At 30.7% G+C, this 22,329-nt stretch carries 22 protein-coding genes; 11 read left to right on the top strand and 11 right to left on the bottom strand.

Annotation, left to right across the window (positions count from 1 at the left end; all coding sequences use genetic code 11):
• Positions 1 to 185 precede the first annotated feature (185 nt).
• Positions 186 to 509: a DUF1622 domain-containing protein gene (locus ACSYT2_RS10820; protein ID WP_430855228.1), complete on the top strand. Its 324-nt coding sequence runs from the start codon at positions 186 to 188 to the stop codon at positions 507 to 509.
• Positions 510 to 566: 57 nt separating this feature from the next.
• Here ACSYT2_RS10820 and ACSYT2_RS10825 read toward each other — a convergent pair whose 3' ends face one another.
• From ACSYT2_RS10825 to hflX, 6 genes are all read right to left on the bottom strand, one after another.
• Positions 567 to 1,160, bottom strand: coding sequence for a hypothetical protein (locus ACSYT2_RS10825; protein WP_430855229.1), 594 nt, complete (start codon positions 1,158 to 1,160; stop codon positions 567 to 569).
• A gap of 176 nt (positions 1,161 to 1,336) precedes the next feature.
• Complete coding sequence (locus ACSYT2_RS10830) at positions 1,337 to 2,077, bottom strand: YebC/PmpR family DNA-binding transcriptional regulator (RefSeq protein WP_430855230.1); 741 nt, start codon at positions 2,075 to 2,077, stop codon at positions 1,337 to 1,339.
• A gap of 99 nt (positions 2,078 to 2,176) precedes the next feature.
• Positions 2,177 to 2,830 (bottom strand): YigZ family protein, encoded by a 654-nt coding sequence (locus ACSYT2_RS10835; RefSeq protein ID WP_430855231.1) that lies wholly within the window; start codon positions 2,828 to 2,830, stop codon positions 2,177 to 2,179.
• On the bottom strand, positions 2,830 to 4,233 hold the full coding sequence (locus ACSYT2_RS10840) for an aminotransferase-like domain-containing protein (RefSeq protein WP_430855232.1): 1,404 nt from the start codon (positions 4,231 to 4,233) through the stop codon (positions 2,830 to 2,832). The genes ACSYT2_RS10835 and ACSYT2_RS10840 overlap by 1 nt, the downstream gene beginning before the upstream one ends.
• Before the next feature lie 17 nt (positions 4,234 to 4,250).
• On the bottom strand, positions 4,251 to 5,159 hold the full coding sequence (locus ACSYT2_RS10845) for a nucleotidyltransferase domain-containing protein (RefSeq protein WP_430855233.1): 909 nt from the start codon (positions 5,157 to 5,159) through the stop codon (positions 4,251 to 4,253).
• 230 nt (positions 5,160 to 5,389) lie between these two features.
• Positions 5,390 to 7,186, bottom strand: coding sequence for a GTPase HflX (gene hflX, locus ACSYT2_RS10850; RefSeq protein WP_438384762.1), 1,797 nt, complete (start codon positions 7,184 to 7,186; stop codon positions 5,390 to 5,392).
• A gap of 94 nt (positions 7,187 to 7,280) precedes the next feature.
• On the opposite strand from hflX, the gene hpt reads away from it, so the two are divergent.
• Positions 7,281 to 7,808 (top strand): hypoxanthine phosphoribosyltransferase, encoded by a 528-nt coding sequence (gene hpt / locus ACSYT2_RS10855; protein WP_430855235.1) that lies wholly within the window; start codon positions 7,281 to 7,283, stop codon positions 7,806 to 7,808.
• Positions 7,809 to 7,869: 61 nt separating this feature from the next.
• Here the strand turns inward: hpt and yunB are convergent, their stop codons facing one another.
• A complete protein-coding gene (gene yunB, locus ACSYT2_RS10860; protein ID WP_430855236.1) occupies positions 7,870 to 8,520 on the bottom strand; it encodes a sporulation protein YunB in 651 nt (216 codons plus the stop codon).
• Positions 8,521 to 8,617: 97 nt separating this feature from the next.
• Between yunB and ACSYT2_RS10865 the strand changes: the two genes are divergently transcribed.
• Positions 8,618 to 11,200, top strand: a complete 2,583-nt coding sequence (locus tag ACSYT2_RS10865; RefSeq protein ID WP_438384763.1) for a transglycosylase domain-containing protein — start codon at positions 8,618 to 8,620, stop codon at positions 11,198 to 11,200.
• Positions 11,201 to 11,472: 272 nt separating this feature from the next.
• Positions 11,473 to 12,873, top strand: a complete 1,401-nt coding sequence (locus ACSYT2_RS10870; RefSeq protein WP_438384764.1) for an alanine/glycine:cation symporter family protein — start codon at positions 11,473 to 11,475, stop codon at positions 12,871 to 12,873.
• 100 nt (positions 12,874 to 12,973) lie between these two features.
• Here ACSYT2_RS10870 and ACSYT2_RS10875 read toward each other — a convergent pair whose 3' ends face one another.
• On the bottom strand, positions 12,974 to 13,816 hold the full coding sequence (locus tag ACSYT2_RS10875) for a YcdB/YcdC domain-containing protein (protein ID WP_438384765.1): 843 nt from the start codon (positions 13,814 to 13,816) through the stop codon (positions 12,974 to 12,976).
• Positions 13,817 to 13,926: 110 nt separating this feature from the next.
• Positions 13,927 to 15,018: a GNAT family N-acetyltransferase gene (locus ACSYT2_RS10880; protein WP_438384766.1), complete on the bottom strand. Its 1,092-nt coding sequence runs from the start codon at positions 15,016 to 15,018 to the stop codon at positions 13,927 to 13,929.
• A gap of 358 nt (positions 15,019 to 15,376) precedes the next feature.
• Here ACSYT2_RS10880 and ACSYT2_RS10885 point away from each other — a divergent pair, with 358 nt between their 5' ends.
• The 5 genes from ACSYT2_RS10885 to ACSYT2_RS10905 are packed head-to-tail and all read left to right on the top strand — an operon-like array spanning position 15,377 to position 19,654.
• Positions 15,377 to 15,916 carry a helix-turn-helix domain-containing protein gene (locus tag ACSYT2_RS10885; RefSeq protein WP_438384767.1) on the top strand — a complete coding sequence of 180 codons (540 nt, stop codon included), beginning with the start codon at positions 15,377 to 15,379 and terminating at the stop codon, positions 15,914 to 15,916.
• A gap of 26 nt (positions 15,917 to 15,942) precedes the next feature.
• Entirely contained in the window at positions 15,943 to 16,992 is a 1,050-nt protein-coding gene (potA, locus tag ACSYT2_RS10890; protein WP_430855242.1) for a spermidine/putrescine ABC transporter ATP-binding protein, read from the top strand.
• Positions 16,985 to 17,824, top strand: a complete 840-nt coding sequence (locus ACSYT2_RS10895) for an ABC transporter permease (protein ID WP_430855243.1) — start codon at positions 16,985 to 16,987, stop codon at positions 17,822 to 17,824. The genes potA and ACSYT2_RS10895 overlap by 8 nt, the downstream gene beginning before the upstream one ends.
• Positions 17,818 to 18,618 carry an ABC transporter permease gene (locus ACSYT2_RS10900; protein ID WP_438384768.1) on the top strand — a complete coding sequence of 267 codons (801 nt, stop codon included), beginning with the start codon at positions 17,818 to 17,820 and terminating at the stop codon, positions 18,616 to 18,618. The genes ACSYT2_RS10895 and ACSYT2_RS10900 overlap by 7 nt, the downstream gene beginning before the upstream one ends.
• The gene (locus ACSYT2_RS10905) at positions 18,605 to 19,654 is read left to right on the top strand and encodes an ABC transporter substrate-binding protein (RefSeq protein ID WP_497527342.1); all 1,050 of its coding nucleotides are present in this window, start codon (positions 18,605 to 18,607) and stop codon (positions 19,652 to 19,654) included. The genes ACSYT2_RS10900 and ACSYT2_RS10905 overlap by 14 nt, the downstream gene beginning before the upstream one ends.
• Positions 19,655 to 19,716: 62 nt before the next feature.
• On the opposite strand, the gene ndk is transcribed toward ACSYT2_RS10905, so the two are convergent.
• Positions 19,717 to 20,154 (bottom strand): nucleoside-diphosphate kinase, encoded by a 438-nt coding sequence (gene ndk / locus ACSYT2_RS10910; protein WP_430855760.1) that lies wholly within the window; start codon positions 20,152 to 20,154, stop codon positions 19,717 to 19,719.
• Positions 20,155 to 20,294: 140 nt separating this feature from the next.
• Between ndk and ACSYT2_RS10915 the strand changes: the two genes are divergently transcribed.
• The gene (locus ACSYT2_RS10915; protein WP_430855246.1) at positions 20,295 to 20,567 is read left to right on the top strand and encodes an acylphosphatase; all 273 of its coding nucleotides are present in this window, start codon (positions 20,295 to 20,297) and stop codon (positions 20,565 to 20,567) included.
• 88 nt (positions 20,568 to 20,655) lie between these two features.
• Positions 20,656 to 21,267 carry a tetratricopeptide repeat protein gene (locus ACSYT2_RS10920; RefSeq protein WP_430855247.1) on the top strand — a complete coding sequence of 204 codons (612 nt, stop codon included), beginning with the start codon at positions 20,656 to 20,658 and terminating at the stop codon, positions 21,265 to 21,267.
• 65 nt (positions 21,268 to 21,332) lie between these two features.
• Here ACSYT2_RS10920 and ACSYT2_RS10925 read toward each other — a convergent pair whose 3' ends face one another.
• Positions 21,333 to 22,286: a glycoside hydrolase family 73 protein gene (locus tag ACSYT2_RS10925; RefSeq protein WP_438384769.1), complete on the bottom strand. Its 954-nt coding sequence runs from the start codon at positions 22,284 to 22,286 to the stop codon at positions 21,333 to 21,335.
• Positions 22,287 to 22,329 lie beyond the last annotated feature (43 nt).

The raw sequence follows: 22,329 nt of genomic DNA on the forward strand, positions 1-22,329 counted from the left end.
AATTGAGCAGTTGGTACATATAGTGCTAATTACTGGGAGCTTGGGTTGTCTTTCGCCGGATACCAAGCTCCCTACTATTTTATCTAAAAATATCTAAATAACATTTCTATAAGCATATCAATAATGTATTATTCCAAAGGCTTTTTGAGAAACTATATTCTATAGTCTATCAAGGAGGTTTTTTTATGTTGGAGGAACTACTAAATAAATACTTACCAATACTAATAAATATTCTAGAATTAATGGGCGTAATTATAGTAATTATAGGCGCTCTAAAAGCTTTCTATAGCTATATAAAAAGTGTAATTACTAATACTAAGGTCCCTATCAAATATACCTTTGCCAATAACCTAGCTATGGGCTTAGAATTTAAACTTGCAGGAGAAATTTTAAAAACTGTACTAATAAAGAGTATAGATGAGCTTTGGGTTATTGCAGCTGTTAGCCTTCTTAGAGGATTTTTAGCTGTGTTAATTTATTGGGAAATGAAAAACGAGAAAAAAGAATAATACTAAGATAAAAGGACATCCTCTTTTTAATAATTTAGAGGTTGTCCTTTATTATTTCTAATTATCTTTACACATGGATATGTACTTACTCATACTTTCTGTTATTTTTCTATCATGGATTCTGTTTACAACATCCATATTCATAGTTTCAGATGCATTCTTAAAGCATGGTATATGCTCTATATCAGATTGGAATATAAGCTTAAATATAAACATATGCATATCTTTTATTTCATCATTATTAAGATCCCTACATTCTTGAATAATTGATGTTACTACTTCACGGATATACTTTGATATTTTCTCATCATTTTCTAAAATCTCTTCCTCTGTATATTGTGTTTTTCTATCTTCCCTAAATTCCTCACATTTTACCATCTTCTCATGAAAATGAAAGGTTCCCATAAACTTAGCTTTAATAGCATCTAATGCTTTTTCCTCTCCCATTGCCACTATCATATTTTGTAGAGAAGGAATATTCTCTATGTAGGGATAGAATACATCTTTAACATGATTTTCATGTAATCTAACTATATCCTCATGACTTAAGTTTTCTGTATATTTATGAGCTTCTTCAAAAAGCTTTTTCATTTTCTTTTCTATACTTTTCTTTAACTCCCCAATATATTCTTCTCTTTTGATATCACACATATAAAAATCCCCGCCTTTTACGATTATATTTACAATAATATACCATCAATGAAATTTCTTCAAACTTTCTTTATTGTCTCATCAATATTTACCCTTTATAAGAAAGTATTTTCTAAAAAAATACTTCCTTACCAATATTAAAATTAGTAAGGAAGTTGTAAACTTTATAAAAACTTCTATTCATCCCATCCTTCAGGGAATTCTGCATTATGATAAACTTCTTGAACATCATCGTCATCTTCAAGTAAATCTAACATCTTTTGGAACTTCTTAGCATCATCTTCATTAATTGCAGTATATGTATCTGGTATCATCTTAACAGCTGCTTCTAAGAATTCAATTCCATTAGCTTCTAAAGCCTCTCTAACTGTTCCAAAGTCCTCTGGTGTAGTCGTAACTACAAATACTTCTTCTTCCTCTGCTGAGAAATCTTCTGCACCAGCATCAAGAGCCATCATCATCATTTCATCTTCATCTTTATCTTCTTTTTCTATAACGATTTCTCCCTTTTCTTGGAACATAAATCCTACACAACCTGAAGCTCCCATGTTTCCGCCACCCTTTGTGAATGCGCTTCTAACATTTCCTGCTGATCTATTTTTATTATCAGTAAGAGTTTCAACAATTACAGCTACTCCACTAGGTCCATAACCTTCATATACTATTGTTTCATAGTTAACTGAATTTAAATCTCCTTCTGCCTTCTTAATTGCTCTTGCTATGTTGTCATTTGGCATATTGGCAGCCTTCGCTTTTGCAATAACATCTCTTAACTTAGAGTTAATATCTGGATTAGCTCCACCATTCTTTATAGCTATTGCTAGCTCTTTACCGATTTTAGTGAATATTTTTCCTCTTCTAGCATCTGCTTTACCTTTTTTAGCTTGAATGTTATGCCATTTTGAGTGTCCTGACATGCTTATTCCTCCTATCTTACTTACCTTAAATCTATAAAATTATATCATATTAATTAATGAAATAAAAGACGCCATTACTTGCTAGATATCTGTATACTTTTAAAGTATTATATGACTAAATAATCTATTTTCTTCTTTAAAGTAAATTCCTTCCTCACTCTTCTTTATATCAGCTTTTCCATTAGTGGAATTAACTATTTCATTTTCTATCTGCTCTACATTAGCTACCTCTGATAAGATATGAATAATTACTTTATCACTATACTCAGTATCTTCAATATGCCACTGATTTTGAGAGCATATATATTGTATCTTTCCTAACAAGTCATAATCTATATTAATAGATATCTTAACTCCATCAACCTTCTCTACTACACCTGCAGCTTTTATAGCTATAGATGCTCCCTTTGTATAGGCTCTTGTTAGTCCACCAGCTCCAAGTAGAATGCCTCCAAAGTATCTTGTAACTACAACTGCACAATCTGTTATTCCAGATTTCTTCATAACTTCTAATATTGGAATTCCTGCTGTACCTTGTGGCTCTCCATCATCAGAATACCTTTGAATACCCATATTCTGACCAATTACATAAGCCCAACAATTATGTCTTGCTTGTTTATGCTTGCTCTTTATCTCATTTACAAATTCTTTAGCTTCCTCTTCTGTTTCTACTCTTTTTGCATACCCAATAAATTCAGACTTCTTCTCCTCGAATGAATCTTCACCAAAATTTCTAATAGTTATATAAGACATTACTCTAATTCCCCCCTAATAATTTTTAGGCCTTTTGCAATTTTTTCTTCATTTGTTTGAGAAAAACCTATTCTAAAGGTTTTGTCTCCTTCCCTCATATCTCTAAAGAATAGAACACCAGGAGTTATGTATACACCTTTTTTTCTAAGCCTTAAAAATAAATGTCTTGATGTTATCAAATTATCTTTTAAAGTTAAGTAAAATGTTAATCCTCCACCTGGTTTATGATAGGATATCTTATCCCCTAATTCTTCATCTATTAAATCTGACATTAACTTATATCTTTTCTTATACTCTTTATTTAAAAACAAAATATTTTCTTTCCATTGGCCCTCTGAAATGTACATTTCCAGTGCCCTTTGCATAAGGCTTGATGTTGCTATATCTGTATTAAACTTAGAATTTCTCATGTTTTCTTTAAAAATTTCTGGTGCAACAATATAGCCAATTCTTATTCCTGGTAAAAATATTTTTGAAAAACTCTTAATATAAACTACTCTATCATGCTTATCTAACCACTTAAAAGGAATATAATCCACATTTTCATCATAAATAAGCTCTGAAAGGTAGTCATCCTCTATAATATAAAAATCATATTTTTCAGCAAGTTGTACTAGCTTTTTTTTCTTTTCTAAACTATAACTAATACCTGTTGGATTCTGAAAATAACTCATGGTATAAAAACAGCTTATCTTATTTTTCTTTAATATTTCTTCAAAGCGCTCTAAGTCAACTCCATCTTCTTCCATATCCACTTCAAATATATTAGCACGTCTCCATTTAAATACTGATAATGCTCCGCCATAAGTTGGCTTTTCAACTATTACATTATCATTTATATTTAAGATAGCTTTAGAAGCAATATCTATGCCCTGTTGAGCTCCTGATACAATTAATATGTCTTCACTTTCTAGTAAATCTTCCCAAAAAACTCTATTTATTGTCTTTCTTAATCTATCATACCCTAAAGCATTTTGGGATATTAACGCTTCCGCTCCATCCCTATCTAGTACTTTATTTATAATTCCTTTAAATTCATCAATAGGAAATATAACTTCTCCAGTAGTTTCTCCAGTAAAATCTATAGCATCCTTTACACTCTCTGTTGTTAATTTTTTAAATGTATTAGAATATTCCTTCTTAAAGGTTGAAACCATCTCTCGTCTCTTTGCATATGTACCACTTCCAACCTTTTGAAATGCAAAGCCATCACTCTTAAGCTTCTTATAAGTACTAACTATAGTAACTTTATTAACCCCTAAGAAATCAGAATACTCTCTTATAGTAGGTAGTTTTTCACCGTCTTCTACCTGTCTACTATCTATTAACTTTTTAATATGATTTGCTATTTGAATGTATTTCGGTACTTCCTCTATAAATTTTATCCTGTAAAACTCTTTCATCAGTATAATACCTACCTTTAATTATTCATAATCTTTGCTGAATAAACATTTTCATCAAGAATCTTACTCCCTGTTGAATCTTTAAATACTCTTTTATCCTTTAGAATTATATCTCTCTTTGTAAGTTCCTTTAAAATATATTCTATTCTTATATTAAACTCTTTAAATCTACTATTATTCATTACTTCATAAGAACTAACAAAACCTCCCTGTTCATAAAGACAATCCAAAACCAACTTTGATGCTCTAGTCAAATTTAACTCTAGAAAATTATCTATATAATCTATTGCTGCTTTAATTTCCTCTTTATTGACTTTCTCTGAAAATAACTTCTCTACCACCTTGTTAAAGTCATTATTCAAATTAGTTGCCATTGCTAATGAATCTTTAGTCACTGCATATCCATTTAAATTTATGTATAACTTAGAAAAACTGTCTAAAGTTCTTATTAATACCTCATATGATGTATTTACTCCACCAGTTTGTAAGTATTTCTTACATATTCCAAGATCTTTTAACAATTTTCCTAAATAAACAAGATTCCATCTCTCAACATGAATATCCATACTATACCTTGACTTATTATAGGCTTCAATTATATCTTCATCTAATGAATATACTAGTTTTGAAGTGCTAAGTAAATTCCTTACAAAACCTCTCTTACCTTCATTTTCGTATAGCTCTAAGAATGTTTTCTTATTTAATATCTTTGTATGTACCGGTACTCCTAAGACCTCAGAGTATACATCCCTGATTTCTTCAAATTCATTATCATATACTACGAATAAATCTATATCAGACTCATCCCACACATCCCCGGATATAATACTACCAAAAGTAAATATAGCTACAACCTTTTTATTTTTCCTCAATGTATTAACTATTGATTTAAATGCATTTTGTAACTCTATAACTCTATTTGCCATAGATTCACTCCTTCCACCTATCTTTTATTACCTTTTATTATAGCTTAAAATCATTTTATTACAAAGTAATGATAGTACTAGCTTTGTAAAATTCCCAAAAATAAGTATATATCAATAAAAAAGGACCTTCACTCTTATTAGATTACTGCATTTACTAATGCAAATATCTCTAAAAAGACATATGAAAGTCCTTAATATAATTTCCTATACTCTTAGTAAATATGGGTAGTTTATGTTAAAAGATTTACAACATATTCCTTACTTTTATTATATACTTCTTCATCTACTTCTACCATCATATAGGTTCCTTCATCTTTATACTCTTCTTCAAACACTCTTCCATTTCTATGTAAGAATGATACTATATCCCCCTTGTGGTAAGGTATTATGAACTCAGCTTTTATAAGGTTGTATGGTAGTTTTTCTTCTATTAAATATAGTAGTTCATCTAAGTTTGTTCCTTCCTTAGCTGATACTTCTATTATTTCTTTATAATCAACCTGTTCTCTTAATTCCTCTAGTTGTTCCTCTGTTGCCATATCTACTTTATTAAGTACTAAAATTGTTTCCTTGCCAATAGCTCCAAGTTCTGATAGTACTTCTTCAACTGCCCTTACCTGTTCTAATGCATAAGGTGATGCAGCATCTACTACATGACAAAGTAAATCTGCAAAAATAACTTCTTCCAATGTAGATTTAAAAGCTTCAACTAAATCATGAGGTAGCTTTCTTACAAATCCTACTGTATCAGTTAGTGTAATAAGCCCTTTATTTCTAAGGGTTATAGCTCGAGTTGTTATGTCTAAAGTTGCAAATAACATATCAGCTTCGAATACTTTTTCCTTCCCCTTATTTTCTTGGACTGCAGCCATATCACAAAGGGTATTCCTTAAAGTAGATTTTCCTGCATTTGTATATCCTACTAAAGACACCTTAGGTATACTTTCCTTATTTCTTTTTTCTCTTTGTGTTTCTCTAGTTTTCTTAATTTTCTTTAGTTGATCATTTAAATCATAAATTGTTTCATCTATATGTCTTCTATCTGTTTCAAGTTTCTTTTCCCCAGGACCCTTAGTACCTATTCCACCACCTGTTCTTGATAGTACTGTACCTAATCCTTGAAGTCTACTCTTCCTATATTTAAGTTGAGCTAGTTCTACTTGAATTTTAGCTTCTTTACTCTTAGCTCTTCTTGCAAATATCTCTAATATAAGTGTTGTTCTATCAATTACCTTGGCACCTAAAGCATTTTCTAAATTTCTTACCTGTGACCCTGATAGTTCATCATCAAATATTATTACATTTGCTCTTTCAGTTTGTCTAAGTGATGCAATTTCTAATACCTTTCCTCTTCCTATAAAGAATGCTGGATCAATTTTTCCTCTGCTTTGGTATACTAAATCCAAAACTGGGATATTACAAGCTTCTGCAAGTTCTCTTAATTCATCTAAACTTTCTCTTGTATCAGATCCTACTAATATTGCCTTTTCCTCATCATCTTCAATAACTTCATTTTCTCTAATTAAACTTTCAATATATCTTACCTTACTTATAATATTAGTTGAAAGTAATTCTTCTACTGAAAGATTTGTCTTTTCTTCATACATTAAAGTTTCATTAAATACTGTTAATGTACCAATAGAACAGTCAATGATTTTCCCCTCAAGTATACCTACTGCAACTATTGCATCTAGCTTTAATTTTAATAAAGCTGATAAATCCATAGCTGATAGATTACAATAACCATTTGGATGAGTATGTATTACTCTAACTCCTGATAGTCTTTGTTCTCTAATATCTAATAAAGGTAACTCTACAGAAGTTGAATCTCCCACAGCAACAGATGTAACATTTCCTTTTCTATCTATAGCAACACTTATTTCTCTTTCAGCTGCTGTAGATACCTTAACAATTATATCTAATATTTCTCTACTACAAACTTCATCCTTTACTGTCTTTATTTTATATATCCCTTCTAGTTCCTCTACAAGAGACTTTTTTATACCGCTTACATTTCCATTTATCATAATATCACCTCTCGTTATACCTATCTTGACAACTTTCATATAATTTTATACTATTAGTCTAGCATTGTAAATATATGAAGAGCGGAGGACAACCATGGAGGATAAGAAACGTAATATTCTTTTATCAAAAGAAACAATCGATGAAAGAATTCAAGAACTTGGTAAAGAAATAACAAAAGACTACGAAGGAAAGAATTTATACGTACTTTCATTATTAAGAGGTAGCTTTATTTTTACTGCTGATTTAGTAAGAGCACTTGATACAAAAGTAAAAGTAGGCTTTATGACTACTTCCAGCTATGGTCATAGTGAAACAAGTTCAGGTGAGGTTAGAATAGTTAACGATATTCCTGATAACATAGAAGGTTATGATGTTTTAATCGTAGATGACATCGTTGATACTGGATATACAATGGAATTCATCATAGAACATGTTAAAAAATTAGGCGCTGCATCAGTAAAGAATTGTGTTCTTTTGGATAAACCTTCAAGAAGAAAGGTTAATGTCACTCCTGATTATAAGTGCTTCGAAATAGACGACGTATTCGTTGTAGGTTTCGGTTTAGACTATGGTAACTACTATAGAAACGTACCATACGTATTTAACTGGGAAGAAAATTAATTAGATAAATAATATATATTAAATAAAATCTACGGTTTCAATAGTAACCGTAGATTTTATTTTACTTATTATTTTGACCAAAATCTATTGCCGTACTTGGTGTCTGTCCAACAATGATGTTTTCAGCTATAGGAATTTGGCATGTTACATCAAGCTCCTGACTATGAAAAGGAACCATCGTCCTTACCTTTGTTTCAACGTTAAGATATATTTTATGCCTTGTCTGATTAATTCCTGCACTTTCAAATTTTGATTCGTAACTTACATTCATATTTCCAATTGGTTCAATTTTAACAGTGATACTTGGTCCTAGATTATATAATATACTATTTTCAGTAATCCAACCTAAAGGTACCTTTACACCAATCTGCCCCATTTCTTGAAGTTTTTCATTACATTGTACTGATAGTTGAGAAGTTAAATAATTAAGCTTAACTGTATTAACCTGCATAAGGTTGATATTATTATTACTATCCTTATCTATGGTTACCATCTCATCATAACTAAACTCTTCATTAAAAAGTGCGATACTTGTTTCGCTAATTATCTCTACTGTTTTTGCCTTAACCATAGTTTCTGATATCTGTAATGCTGTGGGGAAAACCCTCTTTTCAAAAAAGTATATAAATAGATTAAAAACTATAATTATGGAAATAATAACCAGTATGTAAGGTCTTATCCGGATTTTTCGACGTTTAGTATAATACTTCATATATCACCTTTGTATTGAGTTATTGATTTACTCATATTATAATTATGCTATAATGTTTTATAATATTATTTATTTTATATTTATTCAGGAGGAACAAATGGCAACAAATAAAAATTCAAATACAAATAAAAAGACAGCCAAATCTCCATCCAAGAAAAGCAGCCCTTCTAAGGCTCCAAAAAAGAGTTCAAAGAAAGGAAGCAGCAAGGGAAAAAAGATTTTTAAAAGAGTAATATTTTCTATGCTTTTTTTATTCTTAGCGGTATTCGTAGTTGGACTAGGATATGTCTTTGCAGTAATAAAAAGTGCTCCACCTTTGGATATTGATGCAATTATGAATTTAAGCCAACCTACATCCCTTTATGATGATAGTGGTGTGTTTATGGACAACTTGCATTCTGAAGTGGATAGAAATGTAATAGAGTTTAATGAAATGCCACAAACTTTAAAAGATGCTTATGTGGCAATTGAAGACCAAAGATTCTATTCTCATAAAGGAATTGATATACGAAGAATAGCTGGCTCAATTGTTACAGACGTAGTTAAAATTTTAAATGGTAAAAGTGGAATGCATGGTGGTTCTACTTTAACTCAACAATTACTTAAAAACACTATTCTATCCAATGAAGATTTTATTATTGAAAGAAAAATCAAAGAAATTTGGCTTGCATTAAACCTTGAAAAGGAACTATCAAAGGATCAAATTCTTCACCAATATTTAAATACTATTCCTCTTGGGGGAACAGCCTATGGTGTTGATGCAGCATCTAACCTTTACTTTGGTAAGTCTGCCTCTGAGCTTAACTTAATAGAATCTGCCTATATTGCTGGTATGACTCAAGCACCAACTTATTATAGCGGCTACAATGAGGCTAGTAAAAATGACCCAAGCCGTTATATTAATAGAACAAAAACTGTTTTAAGTAAAATGAAAGAACTTAACTATATTAATGATGATGAGTATACACAAGCAATAGCCGATTTAGATGCTGGTAAGCTTGTATTTAATGCGAGGAAAATGTCCTATACTTTGGACTATGAATGGTATATAAATCCTACAGTATCACAAGTTAAGAAGGATTTAAAAGAGAAATATAAATATACTGATGAAGAAGTTTCTAAACTTTTAGCTAATGGTGGTCTTAAAATTTATACTAACATGAATAAAGAACTTCAGGACTTTACTCAAGAAACCTTAGATAACTTTAGTTCTACAAATGTTGGTTACCAGGAAACTTATATAGATGGAAGTAAAACCCCTGCTTTCCAAGCATCTGCTACAGTAGTTGACTATAAAACTGGAAAAGTCCTTGCTATGGTAGGTGGTAGAGGTGAACATGGGGGGCAGGCACTTAATAGAGCTTATACTGACCTTAGGTCTATTGGTTCCACTACTAAGCCACTAACAGCTTATGGTCCAGCTATTAACGAAAAAATCATGACTGCTGGCTCAACAATTGATGATAGTTTTAGATCTTTTGATGGTTATGAACCTAATAATGTTGATTTTCGTCAGGATGGTAATATTCCCCTTAGAGAATCCTTAAGACAATCTAAAAATATTGGTACAACATCAGTTGTTCATACCATAGGTGCTAAAACAGCCCTATCTTATGGTGAAAAGTTTGGACTTAAATATGGTGCAGAGTCTAAGACTCTTCCCACTTTAGCTTTAGGACAATTCCAAAATGCTACTACAGATAGAGATGGTGGTAATACATTTATTGTTTCATCTGCCTTTGGAGTTTTTGGTAATAACGGTATCTATACTGAACCTAAACTATACTCTACTGTGAAGGATTCTAGTGGAAAAGTAATACTAGATGCAGAAGTTAAACAGAAAGAAATATTCTCACCACAAGCTGCATATATAATGTATGACATGCTAAAAGGATCAAGAGGATATACTGGTCCTGCTGCACAATGGGGCTCAATACCAGTAGCTGGTAAAACAGGTACTACAAGTGAAAATAAAGATTATTGGTTTGCTGGACTAACCCCTTACCTTTCAGGTTCAGTATGGTTAGGTTATGATAAACCTAAAACCATGGATGGAGGTTCAAGCCTGGCTGCTAGTGTATGGGGTAAAATAATGCAAAAAGCCCATGAAGGTAAAGAAGTAACTGATATCCAAATGCCAAGTGGCATAGTAAAGGCTCCTGTATGTATAGACTCTGGAAAGACTCCTACTGATCTTTGTAACGCTGATCCTAGAGGAAATAGAGTTTATGAGGAAATGTTTATTGAAGGTACTCAGCCAACAGGACTTTGTGAAGCTCATGTATTAGCTAAGGTTAATTCATCAAACAATAAATTAGCTACCGCAAATACCCCTTCTAATTTAATTACAGAAAAAGTATTTGTTAAAAAGGATAATCCAAATCCAAGTACTGATGACTATCAATATATTCTTCCAACTGAAGTTGATGATACAGTAGCTGTACCAACTAACCCTTCTGATAAAGAAGATAAGGATAAGGATAAAGATAATAATGAGAAAGATGAAGATGATGATAAAAAACCTGATAATGGAGATAATAATTCAGGAAATGAAAACAACGGCGGAAGTAATAATGGAGAAAAACCAATTAAGCCAAATAGGTCTGTATTTTCATTAACTGCTCCTAATGGCTACATTATCAATCCTATGATTCGTATAACTAGGCTTATAAATATATAATTTCTCAAATAAGGTGGCATATGCCACCTTATTTTTATAAAATGATATTTTCCAAATACCACTCTTGCATTTTAAGAATCAAATAATATTTTTTCTTGCATAAATACACTTTAACAGCTTATTTTTTTAATATTTTTAGCTATTAATTAAATATATCTCCCCCATTTTGAATCAAGCTTATTAATTTCTTGCATTTTTTAAAAAAATATTGTAAAATTAAAAAAGTAAATTGTCGAAACAATCAATAACAATACTAGAATGGGGGACTTAATATGGATTTATTCAACAATATTATTTTATCTTTTAATGATTTTTTATGGACTTATATCTTAATAGCCATGCTGTTAACTTTAGCTGTATACTTCACCTGGAAAACAAAATTTGTACAATTTAGATATTTAAAAGAAATGTTTAGATTACTTGGGGATGGAGCATCATCAAAGAAAGTTAAAGGATCTGTTTCTTCATTCCAAGCTTTCTGCATTAGTACCGCTTCAAGGGTCGGTACTGGTAACCTTGCTGGTGTAGCAATTGCTATTAGCGTAGGTGGCCCTGGTGCAGTATTTTGGATGTGGCTAATAGCTCTTATAGGTTCTGCATCAAGCTTCATTGAATCTACACTTGCTCAAATATATAAGACTAAAGATAAAAGCGGCTCCTTTAGAGGTGGTCCAGCCTACTATATGGAAAAAGCTTTAAATAAAAGATGGTTAGGCGTTATATTCTCAATATTAATTACAATTACCTTCGGTTTAATATTCAACTCAGTTCAATCTAACACGATTGCATTAGCGTTTAATGAATCCTTTGGATTTGACAAGATGACTGTAGGAATAGTTCTAACAATCGTAACTGTATTTATTATTTTTGGTGGTGTTCAAAGAGTAGCAAAAGTTTCAGAAATTCTTGTACCAATAATGGCAACTGCCTATATATGTGTTGCACTTTTCGTTATCATAATTAATATTGATAAAATTCCTGAATTAATTAGTTTAATATTTAAAAATGCCTTTGGTATTGAGCAAGCTTTTGGTGGTGGTATTGGTGCCGCTCTTATGAACGGTATTAAGAGAGGTCTATTCTCTAATGAGGCTGGTATGGGTAGTGCTCCTAATGCTGCTGCTACAGCCACAGTATCTCACCCAGTAAAGCAAGGCCTTATACAAACTTTAGGGGTATTTACTGATACAATAATTATTTGTAGCTGTACTGCTTTTATAATACTTCTTTCAGGAGTTAACCTTGATAGTGGACTAGAAGGAATTCAACTTACTCAACTTGCCTTAAGCTCACAAGTTGGTTCTTGGGGAAGTCACTTTATTGCAATATGCATACTATTATTTGCATTCAGCTCAGTAGTTGGTAACTACTACTATGGTGAATCTAATATAGAATTCTTAACAACAAAAAAATCCTATTTAAATATATATAGAATATTAGTTGCTTTAATGGTGTTCTTTGGATCAATTGCTAACCTACAGGTAGTTTGGAACCTTGCAGATGTTTTTATGGGATTAATGGCAGTAATTAATCTAATAGCTATTGCTCTTCTTGGTAAAATAGCTTTCAAAGCTCTAGAGGATTACAGATTACAAAAGAAAGCCGGAATCAAAGACCCTGTATTCAAAGCTAGTTCTATACCTGAGTTAAAGAATGTAGAAGAATGGCAATAATGATATATTTTAATCAAAACAGAAGCTAGAGATGTAATTTCATCCCTAGCTTTTATTTTATCTTCAATAAACTTTATTATAGATATCCTCAAAAATCTTACTATGATCCAATAGCACTACTAATTTTATCTTTTACTGTATTTACTACATTTCCATTCTCTGTGGATATAAAGTATTTAACCTTAGTCTCCTTATTATCTGCATCTATTCCCTTCAAAGTAACGATATAACATAATTCTGTTCTCACCTTATCTCTATCCCCGGCAAATGCTTTATAGGTATTCTCTACTATTTCCGCATCCTTGTTCAATTTTGAAAAAGCTTTTATTGCTATATCTTCTGCTTCATCTTGACTTTTATTAATTTTAACCCTTTCCGGTTCACCTTGTGATGTAGAGTTGGAATATCCATCCATTTTACCACTATTCTTATTAATGCTTACCATAATCTGATCAGTATAATATGGATATCCATCTGCATATTTTGTAAATACTAAGGAGTAATATGGTGACTTTTCAGTAGATTCATCTTTAATAATCTCCTTGAATCCGTACTTACCTTTATATATATGTGATAAATATTCTTCTGCCAGATCTCGCGCTTTATTTTCACTAATATTTACTGATCCTACTTTAGATACATTATTACTAAATCCAATAACATTAAATTCACTATCTATGTCTATACCGAAATCACGAGTAGTTACACTATAAGTTTCCTTCAAACTAGAAGAGTCACTCTTACTAAGACTCTTGTATGATATTTGGTCCTTATTCTCACTTTTATCCACTATATCATAAGAATAAACTATCCCAATAAATCTTTTAGCTGCCTTCACCTCTTTAGTTCCGCCACCTACATAAAGATATATAGAGAAGAAAATCCCCATTGCTAGTACAACTATAATAGCAAAAAATATAATGCTCTTTTTCTTGTAATTCATAAACTACCTCCATGAACATATATTGTGTTTATATACTTCTTTAGATTTATATATATATTGTACAATACTCTTTAAGTTTAATAAAGTTTTATAAAATCTTCCATTATAATCTATTTGTTTAATCCAATCTTCTTAGATACCTTCTCAGCAAGCGTTCTTCCACCAACCTTATCTATAAGGGATAAAAGCATCTCTAATTCTCCCATTGTATTAGCATTTAACATTATCTTTCCATTATCCATAAAATTCTTAAGTATAAGCCTATTTTCCTTTACATATTGCATATCTTCCTCATCCACTTGCCTTTTAGGGATAAATATACCTTCCAAAGCCCTACATCTTATTAAGAATTTTATAGCTTTCCCACCTGCACATATATAATCACAGTTATTAAAGTGTGTCATAATATACTTAATTTTCTCTTTATCTCTTACCTGTTCTTCAACCATAACTCCACTTGGCATAATGATAATATCTGGCTTATCTTCATTTAAATTTATATTATTTGTAGATATAGTTAAGCCATTACTAGCAACTATACTCTCCTCAAAGGCCACTCCATAAATATCAAATACCTTGTCATCTGCAATTTCATTAGCTATATTTAATATATCATGAGCCATTGCATAATCAGCCATATTCATCTGATTATAAATTAATATAGCAACCTTTTTACTTACACCCTTGTTATTATTCAAAAAATCCTTCTTGGTAATCTTAATAGTAATTTCATCCTTATGTTGTCTAATTTCTTCAAAGCCTAACTTCCTAGCTACTCTTTTTCCAGAATCAGTAGATATATTGTCCATTATCACTTCTCCACCAAATTCAAGAAAATAGTATTCTAGAAGTAATCTTATGGCTTCTTCCGCATATCCTTTATTTCTATATCTATGATGTATTTTTATATTAAATCTAGCAATTCTAGTTGCAGAATCATACCCATGAAAACTAACTTCTCCTACTGCTTTGTCCCTTGTATTATAAACTAAGCAATAAAAATTCTTTCCATCTGTAGGATAAACCATTTTTTTATAAAACATATCCCACTTACTTTCTGGAAAATTAAATACACCCCCAATTTCTTTCATGGTCTCTTCATCTGCCCATAATTTAGACACGAAATCCAATTCCTTTAATTCAGGCTGTTTTATATAAACATTTTTACCATTCCTTCTATACGTTCCTTTTGAATCTTTCATAATCCATCACCCATTTTTATATCTTTATTTCTTTAAATATCTCACATTTACAAGGTATTATCAATAGCTTAGGGTTTACCCTAAATATTTTATACCATTTCTACATATTTAAACTTTCTTTATTTTTTCTTAGTATTACTAAACTTTCAATCGTTTTTTACTAAACCCTCTATTTTCCCAACCCCACTGTATCTCTTGTCCACACTATCTTTGTACTAGAAAACTTTTTTATTTATTTTTCAAATAAATATTGATTTTTTCTTATAAAATTTATATAATAATTTTGTTTGTTTAGTAATTTTAAACTATAGGTTTAGTAAAAGTTATTTTTAAATAATATAGATGGTAGGTGTAAATTGTGCAAATAGGTGATAAAATTCGTAGATTACGAGTAGAAAAACAACTAACTCAAGAAGAACTTGCTAATAGATGTGAGCTATCAAAGGGATTTATATCCCAAGTTGAAAATGATTTAACTTCTCCATCCATAGCAACTTTAATGGATATGCTAGAGATTTTAGGTACAAACCTCACAGAATTTTTTAGTGAAAACACTGAAGAAAGGGTAACCTTTACTTATGAGGATATGTTTGAAACAGAAAATGAGGATTTAAAATATAAGCTTATGTGGCTAATACCTAATGCACAAAAGAATGAAATGGAACCAATTATGATTACTTTAGAACCAGACGGAAGATATATTGAAGAGGAACCTCATGAAGGTGAAGAATTTGGATTTGTACTTTCCGGCACTATATTTCTGCATTTAGGAGATAGAAAATATAAAGTAAAGAAAGGTGAAAGTTTCTATTATCAACCAAGAGAAAATCATTATATTTCAAATGCAGGAAAGAACCCTGCAAAAGTTATTTGGATAAGTACTCCACCATCATTTTAGGATAATGTAAGAAAGAGGTGTTTATATTGGATGAAAATATAATTGAATTAAAAGGAATAAGTAAACAATATGGAGACAATGCAGTATTAGATAATTTATCTTTAAACATTAAAAAGAATGAGTTTGTAACCTTACTTGGACCATCAGGTTGTGGTAAGACTACTACTCTTAAAATAATCGCTGGCTTTGAAACAGCTGACTCAGGGATGGTAATGTTTAAAAATAAAGATATCTCTTCTATACCTCCATATAAGAGGCAATTAAACACCGTATTTCAAAAATACGCTTTATTCCCTCATATGAATGTATATGATAATATCGCTTTTGGTTTAAAAATCAAAAAACTTTCTAAAAGTGAAATTGATAAAAATGTAAAAGAAATGCTTAGAATGGTTTCTTTATCTGGTTATGAAAAAAGAAATATAGATTCTCTAAGTGGTGGTCAACAACAAAGAGTTGCTATTGCAAGAGCTCTTGTAAATAAACCTGAAGTATTACTTCTTGATGAACCACTAGGAGCATTAGACCTTAAGCTTAGAAAGGAAATGCAACTTGAGCTTAAAAAAATCCAACAAGATTTAGGTATTACCTTTATTTTTGTAACTCATGATCAAGAAGAAGCCTTAACAATGTCAGATACTATTGTAGTTATGAATAAAGGTTTAATACAACAAAAAGGTACTCCAGAGGACATTTATAACGAACCAGCTAATGCCTTTGTTGCTGATTTTATTGGTGAAAGTAATATCCTTGAAGGTATTATGGTTGAAGACTTTAAGGTTATTTTCTGCGATACTGAATTTGAATGTGTTGATAAGGGATTTAGCCCTAATGAACCAATTGATATTGTTATACGACCAGAGGATATAAAAATAGTAAAAGCTGAAGAAGGAATGCTTAAGGGGACAGTAACTTCTGTTATCTTCAAGGGTGTTCATTATGAAATGGTTGTTGAAGGTAATAACAGAGAGTGGATTATACATAATACAAAATTTGCTGATATAGATTCCGAAATAGGATTAAATATATATCCTGAGGATATTCATATTATGAAAAAGGTGAAGGATTATGAATAAAAAAAGCAGATCTTATGCTGCTTATCCATATATACTTTGGAGCTCATTATTTATTATAGTTCCTCTATTAATTGTGTTATTTTTTAGCTTTACAATAAAAACTGGTGATGGATATAGCTTTTCGCTTGAAAACTATACAAGATTATTAAATCCACAGTATGGTAAGATATTCTACAGATCTATTAAACTTGCTTTACTATCAACTTTAGCTTGTTTAATCCTGGGTTACCCTGTGGCTTATATAATATCAAAGATATCTCCATCAAGGAGAAATCTTTTAATAATGTTATTTATAGTACCAATGTGGATGAATTTCTTACTTAGAACTTATGCATGGTTACCTATCTTAGGAAAGAACGGTTTAATTAATAACTTACTAGGTAACTTCGGCATAGGACCAATAGGATTTCTATATAATGACGGTGCAGTACTATTAGGTATGATTTATAACTTCTTACCTTTCATGGTACTCCCAATATACACTATATTAACTAAAATGGATCAAAACTTAATTGATGCCGCTAGTGATCTTGGTGCAGATAGAAAACAGATATTTACTAGAGTAGTATTTCCACTTAGTATTCCAGGAGTAATATCTGGTATAACTATGGTGTTTATGCCCGCAGTATCTACTTTTGTTATCTCAAGTTTACTTGGTGGTGGTCAATATATGCTTTTAGGTAACTTAATAGAACAACAATTTACTACTATGGGTAATTGGAACTTTGGTTCCGCTATATCCATACTAATGATGGTTGTAATATTAATATCTATGGCTTGTATGAATAAATTCGATGGTGATGATAAAGAAGGGAGTGCAGGACTTTGGTAAGTAAATTTGAAAAGTTTATTAAAAAATTCTATTTATTTTTAATTTTTGCCTTCCTATATACTCCAATATTAACTTTAATCATCTTCTCATTTAATGATTCAAAGTCAATGGCAAAATGGAATGGATTCACTTTTAAATGGTATGGTGAATTGTTTAATAATGATAGAATAATGAATGCTCTATATTACACAATACTAATAGCCGTTCTTGCTTCAGTTATTGCTACTATTATAGGTACAATTACTGCTATTGGAATTCATAATATGAAAAAAGGTCCAGGTAAAGGTCTTTTACTTAATGTAAACTACTTACCTGTGTTGAACCCTGATATAGTTACTGGTATAGCCTTAATGTCTTTGTTTATATTCTTTAATCTTGACTTTGGTTTTACCACAATGCTCTTAGCTCATATTACCTTTAATATACCTTATGTAATTCTTTCAGTATTACCTAAACTAAAACAGCTACCAGCAAATACTACAGAAGCTGCTCTAGACCTTGGGGCAACACCTTTGTATGCTATGAGAAAAATAATAATCCCTCAAATAAAGCCAGGGATTGTAGCTGGATTCTTAATGGCTTTTACAATGTCAATAGATGACTTTGTTATCTCCTTCTTCACTACAGGTCCTGGAGTTACAAATTTATCTATAGAAATATATTCAATGGCTAGAAGAGGTATTAAACCTGAAATTAATGCTTTATCTACCCTAATGTTTATTACTGTATTAACCTTACTATTTATAGTAAACAGAAAAGAATCAACTAGAGGTGATGATATTGAAAAAGCTTAAGAGAATTGTTGCTTTAATATCAGCTGCTCTACTATCAACAACTGTATTAACAGGTTGTGTAGGAAAGCAAAGGGATGATAGCAAGGTAATTAACGTATTTAATAACGGTGACTACATAGATGAAGATTTGATTAAAAAATTTGAAGATGAAACTGGATATAAAGTTGAATACTCTACCTACGATACTAATGAAATTATGTATTCTAAGTTAAAATCAGGTAGTAATAAATATGACTTGGTATTCCCTTCTGATTATATGATAGAGAAAATGATTAAAGAGGATATGGCTGAGAAGATTAACTTTGATAATATTCCAAACTATAAGTATATTGATGATGAATTTAAGAGCTTGGCTTACGACCCTAACAATGAATACTCTGTTCCTTATATGTGGGGAACAATAGGTATAATATATAATCCTGAAGTAGTTACTGAGGCTGTGGATAGTTGGGATATTCTTTGGAATCCTAAGTATGATGATGAAATAATAATGTTTAATTCTGTAAGAGACACCATGTCTATAGCTCTAAAGAAACTTGGTTATTCAATGAACTCTACTAATGCTAAGGAAATTGAAGAGGCCGCTGATATATTAATTCAACAAAAGCCTATAGTTAAGGCCTGGTTTGTAGATCAAGTGAAAGATGCTATGATAAACGATGAAGCTGCTCTTGCAACTGTTTGGTCAGGAGATGCTAATTATATAATAAGTGAAAATCCTAAGCTTAAATATGTGGTTCCTGAAGAGGGCTCAAATAAATGGTTTGATGCAATGGTAATACCTAAAGGATCTAAGAATAAAGAAGGTGCCGAAGCCTTTATTAACTTCTTAACGGACCCTGAAAATTCATTACAAAATGTTGATTATATTCAATACTATACACCTAACTTAAAAACCTTTGAGATGTTAGATGAAGAAGTACAAGAATCCTATCCATCAGATGATATATTAGATAAGTGCGAAGTATTTACTGACTTAGATAGAGATACTTTAAGAATTTATGATGACCAGTGGATAAAAGTTGGAAGTTCATAAAAAATTAAATCCTACTGATATTTGAAGACCATATTTCAAATATCAGTAGGATTTTTTTAACTTTAGCTCACTAAACATTCAGAAGCACTTTCTAACTCCGGAAACCATATTGATATTTCTCTTTCAGCGCTTTCTTGTGAATCAGATGCATGCACACAATTTTCAGATTTATCCTTTGCAAATTCTCTTCTTATTGTTCCTTCTGCAGCCTCTGCTGGATTAGTAGACCCATTTATCTTTCTTACTACTTCTACAGCATTATTTCCTTCAAGAATAAGAGCACATAATGGGCTACGAGTTATAAAACTTATTAAATCATTATAAAAAACTTTACCCTGATGTTCCTCATAATGTTTATCAGCTATTTCATTGCTAACCCTCTCCATCTTTAGTGCTACTACTTTAAGTCCCACTCTTTCATAGTGACTTATTATCTTTCCTATTAGATTTTTTTCTACTGCATCTGGCTTAATTAAAACCAAACTTTTTTCCATGACCATCATCTCCTTCCTTTTTTTTCAATACCCAATATGAATTATATCATTATTATCAGAATATTTGAAATCTTTTTTGAATTTAGTTAATTTATTTTTTATGTTATACTTTATATATATATTTGTTAATCATTGGAGGGCATATAATGATAAGATATTTCGTAATTGTAGATGGACAGGTTCAAGGAGTGGGCTTTAGATTTTTTGCTCAAAGCTGCGCTATTAAGCATTCTTTAACTGGCTTTGTTAGAAATATGGATAATGGTATGGTGGAATTAGAAATTCAAGGTGCTGAAGAAAATGTAAATAAATTTTTATCAACTATTAGAAGGGGTAATACCTTTATAAAAGTCGATGATTTCTCTATAAAAAAAATAGATATTATATTAGGTGAAAAGAAATTTAAAGTTACTTATTAATGCAAGTAATAATTTGGGATTTTTATTCATTTCCTCCATTATAAGTGTTATACTATAATTAAACAATGCATTGAAAGGAGCAAGATTAATGAAAGAAGTAATAATTTTAACAAAATTTGCTGAAAGCATGATTAAAGAAGGCCAATATAAAAAAGCTAAATCAGCTCTTGTTAAAGCTGTTAAGTTAGATTCTCTTTCAGTGCCTACTTTTGCTTTATTAGGAGATGCTTACTATCTTCTAGAATCTCATAGTAAAGCTATACAATGCTATCTTGCTGCTATTCACCTTCAAATAAATAAGTTTACTCAAATGCAATCGGCAACCTTATCAACTATTTTAGATTGCAAATATAAAAAATTAGATCCAGAAATACAAGGGATTCTACCTTGTAAAGAAGGTATGCTTATATATGAGGATTCGATTATTCCAAGTCATATAGCTCACGCTTATATTGACTTAAAAAAAGATGAACCTTTAGATCCTATAGTTAAAGAGTGCTCAAAAATATATAAAAAACATTTAATTACTGGTAAACCAATAAAGGATTTAATGAATACAAGCAATATATGCTATGAAGACTACCTTTCTTTCGATAATAGTCATTATGTCTTCCTTGGTCGAGAACTTATTTTAGACAATATAGATTGGAAGAATATACACTCTAACACAGTTCTTAAATTGTATTTCAATAATAAATGATAATTAATTCATAAAAATAAGACGCTAACCTTTTTTATAAGGATTAGCGTCTCTTCATTTAATTTCTATTTTTCTAATTCACAATCTATAAGCATTAAATTGTTTTCTTTTATGACATCAATAAGTAAGTCTGCATAGATCTTGTCCCCACCTTCATTCTTCGCCGTACTATACCCTGCATCTTCAAGTGCCTGTGCCTGTTCTATATAATTCTTTCCTTGGAATAATCCATTATTTCTATACCTACTATTTTCATTAAGAAACTTCCCCAAATCCTCTACAGATTCCTCTACACTATTATAAACTCGAAAATTGTCCTTTATCACATCACTATGATTTTCTTTTGTTGTTAAATTAGCTACTTTCCCCTTCCAACTCTTGTCCGCTTTTATCCCATAATAATTATTATATTCAGATGCAAGGGATGACCTCCCCCAATCAGATTCCAGTATTGCTTGGCTTATAGTAACTGATGGTAGCACACCATACTTTTTATATACAGCAAGACTCCCTTTCCTTAATGACTCTATAAAACTCTCCTTTAGCTCATTAACTCCCTCTACTTTTCTTCTAATACTTACTTCTTTTAATTTCTCTAGATTTTTATATGCCAACTTCTCTTCCTTACTTGTTAGGTTTATTTCTTTTATAACAGTATCAAAGTCCTTAACTACATACTTATTAGATATGTTTACTTTCATATAAAAACTCTCTGCAATATTCCTTAGAGATTTTTCATTCCTATTTTCAAAGTTATTTCCCTTCTTTGCTCCATCAATTGCAGCAACCTCTTGCCAATTCAACTGTTGCTTTGGTTTACTTATTGAATCTACAGTATCTATATAATATCTAATGCTAGATGTAGATATAAACTCTTTATTTATATTTGAAAAGTATTCAAATCCAATAAATAAAAATGAACATATTGTTATTACAAATATAATCCTCATTATAACCATAATTCTAGAAGGTTTTCTTATCTTTTTCTTTCTATATGGTTTTCTATTTCTCTTCTTCATACTTCACCTACTATTTAATATTAATCCTTGTCTATAATATATT

It is taken from the genome of Clostridium zhoujianii, assembly GCF_051590805.1.
Classification (GTDB): domain Bacteria; phylum Bacillota; class Clostridia; order Clostridiales; family Clostridiaceae; genus Clostridium.

Coding starts and splice junctions, on each gene's coding strand:
- ACSYT2_RS10820 (WP_430855228.1), top strand. CDS start 186: ATGTTGGAGGAACTACTAAATAAATACTTACCAATACTAATAAATATT.
- ACSYT2_RS10825 (WP_430855229.1), bottom strand. CDS start 1,160: ATGTGTGATATCAAAAGAGAAGAATATATTGGGGAGTTAAAGAAAAGT.
- ACSYT2_RS10830 (WP_430855230.1), bottom strand. CDS start 2,077: ATGTCAGGACACTCAAAATGGCATAACATTCAAGCTAAAAAAGGTAAA.
- ACSYT2_RS10835 (WP_430855231.1), bottom strand. CDS start 2,830: ATGTCTTATATAACTATTAGAAATTTTGGTGAAGATTCATTCGAGGAG.
- ACSYT2_RS10840 (WP_430855232.1), bottom strand. CDS start 4,233: ATGAAAGAGTTTTACAGGATAAAATTTATAGAGGAAGTACCGAAATAC.
- ACSYT2_RS10845 (WP_430855233.1), bottom strand. CDS start 5,159: ATGGCAAATAGAGTTATAGAGTTACAAAATGCATTTAAATCAATAGTT.
- hflX (WP_438384762.1), bottom strand. CDS start 7,186: ATGATAAATGGAAATGTAAGCGGTATAAAAAAGTCTCTTGTAGAGGAA.
- hpt (WP_430855235.1), top strand. CDS start 7,281: ATGGAGGATAAGAAACGTAATATTCTTTTATCAAAAGAAACAATCGAT.
- yunB (WP_430855236.1), bottom strand. CDS start 8,520: ATGAAGTATTATACTAAACGTCGAAAAATCCGGATAAGACCTTACATA.
- ACSYT2_RS10865 (WP_438384763.1), top strand. CDS start 8,618: ATGGCAACAAATAAAAATTCAAATACAAATAAAAAGACAGCCAAATCT.
- ACSYT2_RS10870 (WP_438384764.1), top strand. CDS start 11,473: ATGGATTTATTCAACAATATTATTTTATCTTTTAATGATTTTTTATGG.
- ACSYT2_RS10875 (WP_438384765.1), bottom strand. CDS start 13,816: ATGAATTACAAGAAAAAGAGCATTATATTTTTTGCTATTATAGTTGTA.
- ACSYT2_RS10880 (WP_438384766.1), bottom strand. CDS start 15,018: ATGAAAGATTCAAAAGGAACGTATAGAAGGAATGGTAAAAATGTTTAT.
- ACSYT2_RS10895 (WP_430855243.1), top strand. CDS start 16,985: ATGAATAAAAAAAGCAGATCTTATGCTGCTTATCCATATATACTTTGG.
- ndk (WP_430855760.1), bottom strand. CDS start 20,154: ATGGTCATGGAAAAAAGTTTGGTTTTAATTAAGCCAGATGCAGTAGAA.
- ACSYT2_RS10915 (WP_430855246.1), top strand. CDS start 20,295: ATGATAAGATATTTCGTAATTGTAGATGGACAGGTTCAAGGAGTGGGC.
- ACSYT2_RS10920 (WP_430855247.1), top strand. CDS start 20,656: ATGAAAGAAGTAATAATTTTAACAAAATTTGCTGAAAGCATGATTAAA.
- ACSYT2_RS10925 (WP_438384769.1), bottom strand. CDS start 22,286: ATGAAGAAGAGAAATAGAAAACCATATAGAAAGAAAAAGATAAGAAAA.